7 protein-coding genes are annotated in these 13060 nt (G+C 36.1%); 1 reads left to right on the forward strand and 6 read right to left on the reverse strand.

Features of this window, described 5'->3' with window-relative positions; translation table 11 throughout:
* Positions 1–76 precede the first annotated feature (76 nt).
* The 5 genes from FNW17_RS14190 to FNW17_RS14210 all read right to left on the reverse strand — a co-directional run bounded on the left by FNW17_RS14190 (position 77) and on the right by FNW17_RS14210 (position 10866).
* Positions 77–1666, reverse strand: coding sequence for a GH39 family glycosyl hydrolase (locus tag FNW17_RS14190; RefSeq protein ID WP_143391000.1), 1590 nt, complete (start codon positions 1664–1666; stop codon positions 77–79).
* Positions 1667–1673: 7 nt separating this feature from the next.
* A complete protein-coding gene (locus FNW17_RS14195; RefSeq protein WP_144071986.1) occupies positions 1674–3839 on the reverse strand; it encodes a glycoside hydrolase family 3 C-terminal domain-containing protein in 2166 nt (721 codons plus the stop codon).
* A 64-nt stretch (positions 3840–3903) separates the two neighbouring features.
* Positions 3904–5907 carry a glycoside hydrolase family 97 protein gene (locus tag FNW17_RS14200; protein WP_144071987.1) on the reverse strand — a complete coding sequence of 668 codons (2004 nt, stop codon included), beginning with the start codon at positions 5905–5907 and terminating at the stop codon, positions 3904–3906.
* Positions 5908–5955: 48 nt separating this feature from the next.
* Positions 5956–8355 carry a glycoside hydrolase family 31 protein gene (locus FNW17_RS14205; RefSeq protein ID WP_143390997.1) on the reverse strand — a complete coding sequence of 800 codons (2400 nt, stop codon included), beginning with the start codon at positions 8353–8355 and terminating at the stop codon, positions 5956–5958.
* Positions 8356–8382: 27 nt separating this feature from the next.
* Complete coding sequence (locus FNW17_RS14210) at positions 8383–10866, reverse strand: glycoside hydrolase family 2 TIM barrel-domain containing protein (protein ID WP_143390996.1); 2484 nt, start codon at positions 10864–10866, stop codon at positions 8383–8385.
* A 386-nt stretch (positions 10867–11252) separates the two neighbouring features.
* Here FNW17_RS14210 and FNW17_RS14215 point away from each other — a divergent pair, with 386 nt between their 5' ends.
* Positions 11253–11918: an NUDIX hydrolase gene (locus tag FNW17_RS14215; protein ID WP_235892985.1), complete on the forward strand. Its 666-nt coding sequence runs from the start codon at positions 11253–11255 to the stop codon at positions 11916–11918.
* Here the strand turns inward: FNW17_RS14215 and lpxK are convergent.
* Positions 11902–12963 carry a tetraacyldisaccharide 4'-kinase gene (gene lpxK / locus FNW17_RS14220; protein ID WP_144071989.1) on the reverse strand — a complete coding sequence of 354 codons (1062 nt, stop codon included), beginning with the start codon at positions 12961–12963 and terminating at the stop codon, positions 11902–11904. The genes FNW17_RS14215 and lpxK overlap by 17 nt on opposite strands.
* Positions 12964–13060 lie beyond the last annotated feature (97 nt).

Consider the following 13060-nt stretch of genomic DNA (forward strand, 5'->3'; position numbering starts at 1 on the left):
ACTGCATTCAAATATTATGTAAAGAACTATATCATTTCAGGTTGATATTTCGTGATATAGCCCATTTATTTTTAAATTATTGCTTAATGAAATTGAATAAGTAAACATCATTTTCATTCATATCAATATCTTTTGAATACTTTCTATTTGTATCTACAACTACATTTTCTGTTTTAAAAATGGAACCGTTATTTTTTTCTTTGAGCGTTTTTACTTGTTCTTTGGTCAACTGATTGGGTTTATTCATACTCAAATAATCGGTAAAAACGTCATTCACTTTGTAGCCTACTTTATAAATTTCTAATTTATAATTCCCTTTTGAAAGTCCACCAACTTCAATTCTTACTTTTCCTTTTGGTTTCGATGGTAAATCTTTTATATAATATTGCTGATTGTTTGTAGCGTCTGGTAAGGTGTAGGTAAAATCCCAAAGTAAAACCTGCACATCACCTTTTGTGTTTTTAGTCGCCCAAGAAGAAGTGTCGGTATTTTGAAGTTCTGTTGTTCCCAATTTCTTCAAAAAAGAATACGAAAAATAGGCAGGTTTTTTGATTCCTTGCGTATTCAACAATCCGAATCCTCCGTGAAAAGGTGTAAATCTTGGCCCTGGTTCTTCAAAAATATCAGTAAAAACCCAATACGACATTGAGTTTGCCGCGTTGCCAACTTGCTTTAATTTTTGAAGGATATAAGCTGCTGAATGGTAACTATCGTGAATGGGATCGGCTGGTGTGTAGGAGGAACTCCATTCGGTGTAATGCAATTCAAGATTGGGTTTTGTTGATGCTGCAATTTCTTTTCTTGACTGCAGCACATCTCCACTTACCGCTCCATTATCTTTGCTTAAAACGGTTCCACTTTGTCCAAATTCATCTAAAAATCCTTGCCCAACACCGTAGGAATGTGTACTAACAAAATCAATTGGCACTTTATTTTTTTCGCAAAAATCAATCATTTCGCTTTCCCAAGCAGCACCCGCTGTACCTGGCCCACCCACTTTATAGTCTGGGTTTACACTTTTTATGGCGCGAGTGCTGTAATCATACAATTTGAAATATTCGGCTTGTGTTCCTGTCCAAAAACCGGGAGTTAAATTAGGTTCGTTCCAAACCTCGAAATACCAAGTTTTTACTTCCTCTGCTCCATAACGTTCTGTAAAATGTTGGGTTAAATTGCTGATTAGGTCTTCCCATTTTTTATAATCTTTGGGCGGTGTCACATTGCCTTTCCACCAAAAAATAGTTTGATTGCCACTCGCCAATGCCGATGGCATAAAGCCTAACTCGACAAACGGTTTTATCTTGATACTCAAAAGAAAATCGTACAAAACATCAATATATTGATAATTGTATTCCGGATTTCCTTTGCTGTCTTCACGATAAACGCCCATATCATCAGTCAATAAACCGTGCATCCGAATGTATTTAAAATCGCATTCTTTCTTTACCATAGCCAATTGTTGCTGCCAATCGGCGCGCAATCCTTCATTGGCACGACCTGCACCAATACATTCTTTGAACATCGTGTTCATTTGTCCTACGGATTTGGTGTAATCGACTTTTATAATTCTTTCGGTAGAAGTCGGTTTTTTATCATTCAAATTTTGTCCAAACAATGCAATATTGGATAGGCAGAATAGAATAGTTATTGAAATTAGTTTTTTCATTGTAATATTATTTCAAGGTTATTTTTTTGGTTAACACAATCGCGTCAGATGCGCCGCCTATTTGTATTTCAATTTGTCCTTTTTCGAGTTCAAATTGTTGTTTGGTTGTATTCCAATTTTCTAAATCTTTAGCTTTCAAGGTCAAGGTTACCATTTTGGTTTCGCCTGCTTTTATTGCCACTCTTTGAAAAGCTTTTAGTGCTTTTATTGGTTGTTGAATAGCCGAATCTATTGATTTTACATACAACTGAATGACTTCTTCTCCATCCCGTTTCCCAGTATTAGTAACCGAAACTGAAACAGTTATATTTTTTTTCTTTTCTAAAGTTTCCTTGTTGAACGCAATCGAATTGTACGAAAAACTGGTGTAACTCAATCCGTGACCAAAAGCATACAAAGGTTTCCCTTGAAAATACATATAGGTTCTTCCGTTGCGAATGTTGTAATCCAATAAATCGGGCAAATCTGTGATGGCTGCCACCCAAGTTTGCGTCAATCTTCCGGCAGGATTGTAATCTCCAAATAATACATCAGCCAAAGCAGTACCCAATTCTTGGCTGTTTTGTGTCAGGTGTACAATGGCGGGAATGTTTTCCTGTGTCCAATTGATGGCATACGGAAAACTACTGATGAGCGCCACGACCGTGTTGGGATTGGCTTGATACGCAATTTTGATTAAATCTTCCTGTTCCAATGTCAAAGATTGTCTGTCAACAGCTTCTTTTCCTTCGCTCGGAACGGGACAATCATTCCAACCGGCATTGCAAACCGGATGATTTCCAACCACGACAATAACAACATCTGCTTTTTTGGAAATTGAAGCTGCTTTCCCGTCGGCATTGTTTTTGGCGTATAAAATTTCGACATTCGAACCCAATTTATTTTTAATTCCCTGCAAAGGAGTAATCATATACGGAGGAGTTCCGCTGTACCAATCTAAAAGCACTTGGTCAGCACGAAGTCCGATTATGGCAACAGTTTTTAGCTTTTCTTTTTGCAAAGGCAGCAATCGTTTAGCCGGATCATTTTTCAATAAAACGATTGATTTCAAGGTGGCTTCCAATGCCAATTTTTTGTGGGCTTCGGAATTCCAAGGGTCAATTGTGTCTTTAGCTGTTCCAATTTTAGCATACGGATTTTTGTCTGGAGCATCCAACATTCCTAGTTTGATCATTACCCGAAAATTACCACGAATTTCTGCATCGATGTCTTTCTCGGTTAAATATCCTTTGGCAATTGCGCCGTTTACTGCTTCTTTATAATCATCTAAAAATTGATTGATTCCAGCTTTTATTACCGCTGCGGCTCCCAAATACGAATCAGCATAATATTTATGATCCGAAAGTAACAACTTGAAAGCACCGCCATCGGTACAAATAATTCCGTTTTGTCCCCATTCCTTTTGGGTGATGTCTTTCAACATTGGATGCACTGTAGCCGGGATTCCATTCACCTTATTGTAAGATGCCATATAAGCTCGTGAACCGCCTTCGATAATCCCCATTCGAAAAGGAACTGAATAATATTCTCTCCAAAGTCGTTCATCAAAATCGGATGAAGTATAAGTTCTTCCATCTTCATTGCTGTTGGCCAAAAAGTGTTTCATCAACGATGCCGATTGCCAATATTTGGAATGATTTCCCTGAAGTCCTTTTACAAAAGCAACAGTCATTGTTCCGTTAAAAAAAGCATCTTCTCCATAACTTTCCTCGGTACGTCCCCAACGCGGATCTCTAGCAATATCGGCATTTGGAGCCCGAATCACCAAACCTCCACGGTTGTATTTCTGAAAAGCATAACGTGCTTCATATCCTTCAACTTGGGCTACTTTTTGAATTAAATCGACATCCCAGGTTTCGCCCAAACCATATGCTTGCGGAAAAGTGGTGGTGGTAATTGGTTTTTTGCCTTTTCCACCCCAACCTGCTGGACCGCCTAATGCCAATCCGTGCAATCCTTCGACGTGACCTGTTCCTACAACTCCTAATCTTGGAACGGAAGGATTCGTGCTTAATACCGCCACTTTTTCCTCCAAAGTCATTAACGACAAAAGATTATCAATGCGTTTTTCAACATCCAAATTGGGATTTTGAAAAGTGTATTGCTGTTTTTTTTGAGCCCAAACTACGTTAAAGCAGAATAAAAAAACAAGGGGTAAAATGAGATTTTTCATTTTAGAAAATAGGGATTAATTAAAACCCGACAGATTTAAAAAAACTTGTCGGGTTGCCTTGAAATTATATTTTTTTGAATCGAATCGCTGTTCCTCCTGCTCCACCCAAATGCAATTTCAACACATCCGAAGCTTTTACCGTTTTTTTAGAAATGGCAACCGCCGATGGATTGTGAGTTTCGTCCGTTCCTTCGGCATCAGCATAAATTTGGGCTTCGTATGTGGCTTTAGAATCTAAAAACGATAATTTTATTTCTAAATCTCTAGCTTTTTCATTGGTCATACTTCCCAAATACCAATCTTCGCTATTTTGATCTTTACGAACGGTTGTCAAGTATTCTCCAATTTCGGCATTCAATACTTTTGTGTCTGCCCAATCAGTAGGAACGTCTTTCAAAAATTGATAAGCCGGTACTGCATAGTTTTCAGGAAGATCAGCCAACATCTGGATTGGCGAATAAAACGTTACATACATCGCTAATTGCTGTGCCGTTGTTCCGTGAACTCTTTTTCCAGGATATCCTTGTTTGATTTCGACATCCAAAACTCCTGGCGTATATTCCATTGGTCCCGATAACATTCTGGTAAAAGGCAAAATCACAACGTGATTTGGTGGATTTCCTTCACTCCAAGCGTTGTATTCCTGTCCTCTTGCCGCTTCTCTAGCCAACATATTTGGATAGGTTCTGCGCTCTCCGGTGTCTTTAATTGGTTCGTGATAGAAAACGGCCAGATCATATTCAGCGGCTTTATTCAATACATACCTGAAATAATTTACTCCAAATTGTCCGTGGTGCCATTCTTTCATATTTAATTTAGAACCCACATGACCAATTTTTACCGTATGAATTCCTAATTTTTTGTACAAAGCAAATCCGTTATCAATTTGTTTAATGTAGTTAATCAAATTCGAACCCGTTTCATGATAACCAATAAGTTCTACACCTTTTTCTTTTCCGTATGCTACGACTTTTTCCAAATCAAAATTATCGGCACTTTGCGTGAAACTGAACATGTGCATGTGGTTTTCATACCATTGTTGTGTCCAGCCTTTATTCCAGCCTTCAATCAATAAATGGTGCAACCCTTCTTTGGCGGTAAAATCGATATATTCTTTGGCATGTGTCGTAGTAGCTCCTTGTTTCTCTCCTTCCCAGAAAGTATATTTTCCGATGTGCATTGCCCACCAAATTCCAAAATATTTATAGGGTTTCACATAGGACGGATTGCCCATTTTGTTAGGTTCGTTTAGATTTAGAATCAAATAGGAATCTATTAAATCTCCTGCAGTTTCACCAATTTGAATGGTTCTCCAAGAAGAAGTAAAGCTGTCTTTTACCCTTACTTTCACTCCATCTGCCCAAGGCACCAAGTCCGTTTTCAATTGGGTTCCTTGTGTGTTGACCAATGTAGTGCTGGCATAATCGATTAAGTTGGCTTCATGAAAACTCAATTTCAATCCACTTTTGCTTTCGATAGTCAATGGCGTATGTACCGTATCTAAAGTACTTACAGGGCTGTCTTTGTATAAGTATTCGTAACGATTTTCTCTGTAAGCTGGAATCCACCAAGCCTTTCCGTCTTCTTTTAGATTAAAGGTCGTTTTTTCATCCATGATAAAAATACTGTCTTTCGAAATCTGTTTTGGATAGACATATCTAAAAGCAACTCCGTCATCGAAAGCACGGAATTGAATTTCAAGTTGGCGTTTTTGTTTGTCCTTTTGTTGCAATTTTACGACCAACTGGTTGTAGTGGTTTCTAATTTTTTTCTTTTCGCCCCAGACCTGTTCCCAAGTGGCATCGAAACTTGAGTTTTCTACTTTAATGATTTCGAAATTTCTGCTAAAATCATCGTTGTTCTTGAATAAAAACCCCATTTCGGATGGTGAAATCACTTCGGTTTTTCCGTGTGTTACTGCATATTTTGGAGCACTATCTACGAGTTCGAACTTGATTTTATTTTGACCGCCCGGAGAAGTCAATTCATAGGATTTTGCTTTTTTCCCTTGAGCATTACCTACAGCTATTGAAAGCAATAATGCGGGAAGAATCAGATTTTTAATCATTGTTTTGTATTTAAATTTTAAATAAATCGGGTTTCCAATAACCATTTATTATTTAATCAGTTCTGTTTTAAATGTAGTTTTCCCGTTGAATGGATTGGCATCAACTTCAAAAGAATTTCCTTTTTTTGAAACAGTTATCGTTTGTACTTTATCTCCTTCTGGCAAATAAACTTTGGCAGTAGCCGTTGTAGTTGCATCGGTAGCATATACTTTTAAGGTTAATTTACTCCAATCCATATCTTTTGTAGATTGTGCCAATTTAATGTGTGGAATCGCAGAACCATTTCTTACCAAAACAATTATTGGTATTGCACCAGCTTCAATTTTGTGCCATCCGCCCTGATATACTTTTTTGGTTTGATAATCAATCCAAGTCCCTTCTGGAAGATAAACGTCTCTGCCGGTAACCTCTTCAAATAAAGGCGCCACCAACATACTGGAGCCAAAAAGATATTCGTTATCGACCAACCAAGAACCTTGATCATTTGGATATTCTAAAAACAAAGCACGCATCATTGGCAATCCTTTTTGGCTACTTTCTTTAGCTTGAGCATAAATATAAGGCATCAATTCGTAACGCATATTATCGGCATTTCTAAATGTTTCCAATAAATCTTTGCTGTATAACCAAGGTTCGCGTGGAGGTTCGCCATGACTTCTTACGTGAGAGGTCAACATTCCAAAAGGAGCCCAACGACGGTATAAATTCTCTGGAGATTTAGTTACAAATCCACCAACATCGTGACTCCAGAAACTGAAACCACACAATCCTAAAGAAAGTCCACCTCTTAACTCAGCCGACATTGCTCCGTTTGAAGTTTCGGCATCACCACCCCAATGCAATGGGTAACGTTGGCTTCCAGCCCAAGTACTTCTCGCCCAGATTAATGTGTACCCTTTTTCTTTTTGGGTGATGTCGGCAACGGCTTTATTGTATCGCAAAGGGTATAAATTATGCTCATAAAATCCTGTTCGCCCTGAATGATAAATTCCGTCTGGTGGTGCAGCTTCGCCAAAATCCACTTTGAAAACGCTCACTCCTTGATCAAATAATGTTTTCAATTTAGCTTGATACCAAGTCACAGTTTCTGGATTCGAAAAATCTAGAACAGCATCTTCATAAGGAAGATTTCCTTTGCGGTCTCTTACAGCCAGATTTTTGTCCATTATTTCATTAAATAATGTGTTCTTTGGAGAGAAATAAGGCAATTGCCATAAACAAACATGGAATCCATCGTCTTTTAAATCCGACATCATTTTTACTGGATCATCAAAACGTTTTTTGGCAAACTCATAATTATTGCGCCAATCTACATCAAACCATCCTGTATCATAATGAATTACATCGGTTGGAATTTTATAGGCACGAAGATTTTTAGCGACTTCACGACCTTCTTTTTCAGAAAAGTAAGTGATGCGACTCATCCAGAAACCAAATGACCAAAGCGGTGGCATGGCTGCTTTTCCGGTAAGATTTGTATATTCATCTAATATTTCTTTGGGTTCGCCAATAAAGTAAAACAAATCGGCTTCGTCATCTCCAATATACATTTCATTGGCACTGCCGTAATATTTTCCAAAATCGACTGTGATGGGTGTGGAATGGTGCATAAAAACTCCGTATCCACGGCTACTCATGTAAAACGGAATGGGTTTGTACATGGTTTCGTTTTGGATTCCGTTGGCATCATCTGTCCAAAGAACTACTTTTTGTCCCCTTTTATTAAATTGTGTAAAAGATTCTCCACAACCAAATAATTTTTCGTCAGGTTCTAAACTAAAAGCAGCTCCCATACTTCTGGAATAATCACTGTTTCGTCTCACGTATGAAAAAGGTAGCGTTGGCGTGTAGGAGTTTGCAAAATCAGAATTATGAAGTGTTCCTGTCAACATTTTGCCTTTTTCATCATATATTTTTACGTGCCAAGGTTTGGTTTGAATTTCAACCGAGCCGTGTTTGCTGGTAAATTTATAACCACCTTCTATTTTAGCATATTTCCACAATTCGGGATGATTGGGTGCAACCCCGTCAACCAACATTAGAGATTCTTTTTGAGGACGAAACTGTGGTCCCGAAGTCATTTTTATTCTCAAAGTTCTGTCAGACACAAACTGAATTTGAAAAGGTAAAACTGGCGATGCTTCATACTCTGTTGTTGGAAATTCATTGGCCACAACTTCCGTTGGTTTCATCTCGATATTGTTGAATGCTTGACGTGTTTTGTAATCATAACGCAAGTATTTTACAGTTCCTTTTCCGGTTTGTGGATCAAAACTCGCCAATTCATCGGCAAAGTAAAAAGTATTCAAATAATTCTCGAAATCTTTGCTAATGTCAATGGGAGCGTTGAGAACATCGGCATTTTGAATTTGAGCTGTAGCCTTTGGAATCAAAAAAAGTCCAAAAAAAACGGTTGAAAATAACGTTATTAACTGAGGTTTGTTCATTGTTTTGATATTTGATTTTCTATTTTTTTATTGAACACTTATAATTGTTGAATTACTTTTAAGTCCTTTTGAACTGGCTGTTAATTCTAGCTTTTCTGCCTTGGATCCAGCTTGAATTATGACCAAACATTTTCCGTTTAGTGCTGTATGTTTAGTTCCTTTGTAAGATTCATGACTTACTGGATCGCCACTACAAACCCCTACAATTTTTCCACTTCCTTTTAGTGAAAATTGAATTTCATTATTGGCATTTGGCGAAAGCGTTCCTTTTTCATCCGTAATATCTACTGTAATGAAAGACAAATCATTTCCATCGGCATTGATGGTATTTCTGTCGGCGGTTAATTTTAATTTACTTGAATTTTCTGCCGTTTGAATAGCAGTTTCTTTTACGATTTTTCCATTTTTTCGAGAAACTGCTTTTAGAGTTCCTGCCTGAAATGGCACTCGCCACATAATATGTAAATCGTCTCCTATTTTCTTTTTAGTGCCTAATGATTTTCCGTTAAGGAAAAGTTCCACTTCATCGGCATTATTGTAATAAATCCAAACATCTACATTTTGATCGGATTTCCAATTCCAATGCGGAAAAAGATGCAAAACGGTTTTGTTTGTCCATTCACTTTGATACATATAATAAACATCCTTGGGGAAACCCGCCAAATCGACAATTCCGAAATAGGAACTAATGGATGGCCAAACATAAGGCGTTGGTTCTCCTATATAATCAAAACCTGTCCAGATATACATCCCAGCAAGAAAATCATGTTTTTTTATCACTTTCCAAGTGGCTTCGTGAGTCGAACCCCAAGGTGCTCTCACTTGATCAAATGCAGATACCGTATTACCAAGATTTCCTCCTGTAAAAGGCAAATCCCAACGAACAGGCCAAATTTTTACTGCATCGGAAGGCAAATCATAATGTCCTCTAGTTTCTAATGCCGAAGTGGTTTCGGTGGCTATGAAAGGAATTTTTGGAAAGTTTTTTTGATGATGTTCAAAAGTTTGATGAGCATAATTGTAGCCTATAATATCCAAAGCTCCGGATGTTGCTAATTTATTGAAATAGATTTTAGACTTTTCAAATTGTAAAGTCACTTCATCAATATTCATATTAACGGCAGGATTCATAGCTGCAGTGACTAATCTTGTGGTGTCTAGCTTTTTTACAATGGCCGATAATTCATTAGCAATTATAACACCTTCATCACTCCATTGTTCTTGAATTTCGTTGCCGATACTCCACATAAATATGCTAGGATGATTGCGATCTCGAAGAATTTGATCCTGTAAATCTTTGGCATGCCATTGATCCCAATCAAGACTATAATCGTACTTGTTTTTGCTTTTTTTCCACATATCAAAAGCTTCATCCATGACAATGAAACCCATCTTATCGCAAAGATCTAATAGTTCAGGAGCCGGCGGATTATGAGAGGTACGAATACCATTGACACCCATTTCTTTCAAAATTTCCAATTGGCGTTCAATCGCTCTGGTATTAATAGCAGAACCGAGTGGTCCTAAATCGTGGTGCATACAAACCCCTTTGATTTTGACTCGTTTGCCGTTTAAAATAAAACCTTTATCAAGATCAAATTTGAAATTTCTTATTCCAAAAGCGGTTTTATATTCATCAATTACAGTGTTCTCAATACTAATCGTTGTAACCGCAGTATACTGTTCTGGTTTTTCTACAGACCACAAAACAGGTTTTTTTACGATAATATCTTGATTTTGGACTTGGCTTGCATTTGCAGCAATAGTTACATTTTGAGTAGCCGAAGCTACTTTAGCATTATTTTTGAGAATTGTGGTTGTAACAATAGCTTTTTTTGAAGAATTGTATTGATTTTTCAAAGTAGTTTCTAAATGTATTGAAGCACTTTGCGAACTAACTTTTGGGGTTGTAATGTAAGTTCCCCATTGGCCAACGTGCAATTTATTGGTAGTTTCTAACCAAACATTTCTAAAAATTCCCGAACCTGAATACCAACGAGAATTAGGTTGCTTTGAATTATCAACTTTTACTATAATTTCATTGATTTTATCTCCATAATTTAAATAGGGCGAAAGCTCGTATTGAAAACCAATATAGCCGTTTGGGCGTTTGCCAAGATAATGTCCATTTATCCAAACTTGGCTATTCCGATATACACCGTCAAAAATTATTGAAGTAATTTTTTCTTTGTTTTCAAGAGCAACTTTAAAAGTCTTTTTATACCAACCTAAACCTCCATTCAGCGATCCTCCTCCATAACCTGCTGGACTTTTTTCTTCAAATTCTCCTTCAATGCTCCAATCGTGTGGAAGATTTAGCGTTCGCCAAATTGTAGCACTATTTATAGTATCCTTGTCTTTTACACTATCATTTAAATAAAAATTCCAACCTGTATTAAAAGTAACTTTCCGAGTACTAAAATCGGGATTCTCTTTTTGGACAGTAAATGCAAAAGCTGAAATCAGACCAATTATGCTCAGTATTTTAAAAAAATAGGTTGGTTTTTTCATTTTATAAAATTATTATAATTAAAGACAGACAACTCATCTCGTTTTGTCAGTATAAATTATCTCAAACCGTTTTTAGAAAACCAATTCAAGAATAATTTGAAGTTTTCTTTAACCTAATTTAGGTTAATAATTCCTTGTCAAAAGACCCATTTATACTTATGGTTAATATGACAACAAGTTTACTATTTTTTTTTTACATTTGCAATATATTACGAATTATTTTTACGTTTTATTATTTATATTACCCTATTTTATCATATTAGCAATAAACAAATATTTTATCACTTTTTACCAATCAATTAGTTGTAAAAAAAACTAAAATTGAAAAAGTTAAATATTGAAAAAAATTCAACAAAAAATCAGAGATGACAATGTATCAAACAATCATGAATTCAATTTCAATTGACTGCATTATATTTGGTTTTAACAACGGAGTACTTGAAGCTCTATTAGTTAAACATGCCATTGGAGATAGCAAAGGAGAATGGGGACTTCCTGGAGGAATTATCAATAAAGGTGAAAGCATCGATGCTGCTGCCCAAAGAACATTAAGAGAACTCACCGGTTTAGAAAATATTTTTTTAGAACAACTAAAAGCCTTTGGCGATCCCAAACGAATCCCAACAAATAGAGTGATAACCATTGGCTACTATGCCTTGATTAACAGAGAAGAATATGACGTAAAGGCTGGCTTAACAGTATCTGAAGCCAAATGGTATAAAATTAATTCGATTCCAAATTTAATTTACGACCACAATGAAATTTTAGATTTTGGACTAAAAAAATTACAAACTCGGATTCTAAATGCCCCGATTGGATTTAATCTTTTGCCTGAAAAATTCACCTTGTTGCAACTCATGCATCTTTATGAAGAAATATTAGGTAAAGAATTAGATAAATCAAACTTTCGCAGAAAGATTTTGAAGATGAAATTGCTTGTTGCTCTTGACGAAAAACAACAAGATGTCTCGCATCGTGCGGCCAAATTATATCAATTTGATTCGGATATATATGAAAAACTCAGCCAGAAAGGATTTAATTTTGAGATTTAATTGGCATTGATTCGATATAATCCGTAATACTTTTATCAAAGTTTTCACTTGCAGAATGGAATAAACTTCTTATTGGTAAATAATACAATTGTTTATTTGATAATTTGCCTTTCAATCGGACAAAATCTTTTTCGGTTGTAACAACTAATTCGTCAATTGCTTGGTATTGGATGGAAATAATATCTTTTTCAGAATAATGATGATGGTCTGGAAAGGTCATAAAAAAATCATCTTCTTTCTCTAAATATTTGAAAAATGGTTCTGGTTTTGCAATTCCAGCCAGAAGTAATTTATTGACATTCTTGATTTCGCTTACTTTCATTGACTTATCTTCTGAATAAATGAAATCGTCATAATCAATATAGGAGAAATACAATTCTTGGTTGGTATCTAATTTTAATTTGATATTGATTTTATTTTGCTCTTCAATCGATAAATCGATTGGACATTTAGTAACAATTATCATATTAGCTCTTTTTGCTCCGCTCCTACTTTCACGCAAGTTTCCTGTGGGCAACATAAAATCATCTGAATACAAATCGTCATAAGAAGTCAGCAAAATATAAAAACCAGCCTTCACTTTCCTGTGTTGAAAAGCATCATCCAATAAAATAACTTCAGGTTTAGCTACGCTCTGTTCGGCTAAGACTCTGGTTTCAGATTGAGAAAGCAGTTGCTCAATACCATTTTTTCTATTTGCATCAACAGCAACTTGAATGTTTTTGAATTTTGCATAAAACTGGAAAGGTTCATCACCAATAATCGAGGCATTCGAACTAGAATTGGCCAAAACAAAACCTTTAGACTTTCTTTTATAACCGCGACTCAAAGTGGCAACTTTATATTTTGGCGAAAGCAACCGAATTAAATATTCAATTTGAGGTGTTTTTCCCGTCCCGCCAACACTTAGGTTTCCAACGGCAATAATAGGAACATCAAAAGAATAGGATTTCAGAATCCCTCTATCGAAAAGAAAATTCCGAATACTGGTAATGAATCCATATAAAATGGCAAAAGGAAAGAGTATTTTTCGAAGTAAATTCATAATACGAAAGTATAGTATTTTATCATCATAAAAAAGTAGAGCGATTAATTCCTTAACTTTGTTAATTCGAAAAAAACACAATGAAATCGAAGATTCA

The organism is Flavobacterium franklandianum, assembly GCF_007097365.1.
GTDB classification, from domain to species: domain Bacteria; phylum Bacteroidota; class Bacteroidia; order Flavobacteriales; family Flavobacteriaceae; genus Flavobacterium; species Flavobacterium franklandianum.

Excerpts from the sequence above, each read along its gene's own strand:
- FNW17_RS14190 (WP_143391000.1), bottom strand. The coding sequence starts at position 1,666 with ATGAAAAAACTAATTTCAATAACTATTCTATTCTGCCTATCCAATATT.
- FNW17_RS14195 (WP_144071986.1), bottom strand. The coding sequence starts at position 3,839 with ATGAAAAATCTCATTTTACCCCTTGTTTTTTTATTCTGCTTTAACGTA.
- FNW17_RS14200 (WP_144071987.1), bottom strand. The coding sequence starts at position 5,907 with ATGATTAAAAATCTGATTCTTCCCGCATTATTGCTTTCAATAGCTGTA.
- FNW17_RS14205 (WP_143390997.1), bottom strand. The coding sequence starts at position 8,355 with ATGAACAAACCTCAGTTAATAACGTTATTTTCAACCGTTTTTTTTGGA.
- FNW17_RS14210 (WP_143390996.1), bottom strand. The coding sequence starts at position 10,866 with ATGAAAAAACCAACCTATTTTTTTAAAATACTGAGCATAATTGGTCTG.
- FNW17_RS14215 (WP_235892985.1), top strand. The coding sequence starts at position 11,253 with ATGAATTCAATTTCAATTGACTGCATTATATTTGGTTTTAACAACGGA.
- lpxK (WP_144071989.1), bottom strand. The coding sequence starts at position 12,963 with ATGAATTTACTTCGAAAAATACTCTTTCCTTTTGCCATTTTATATGGA.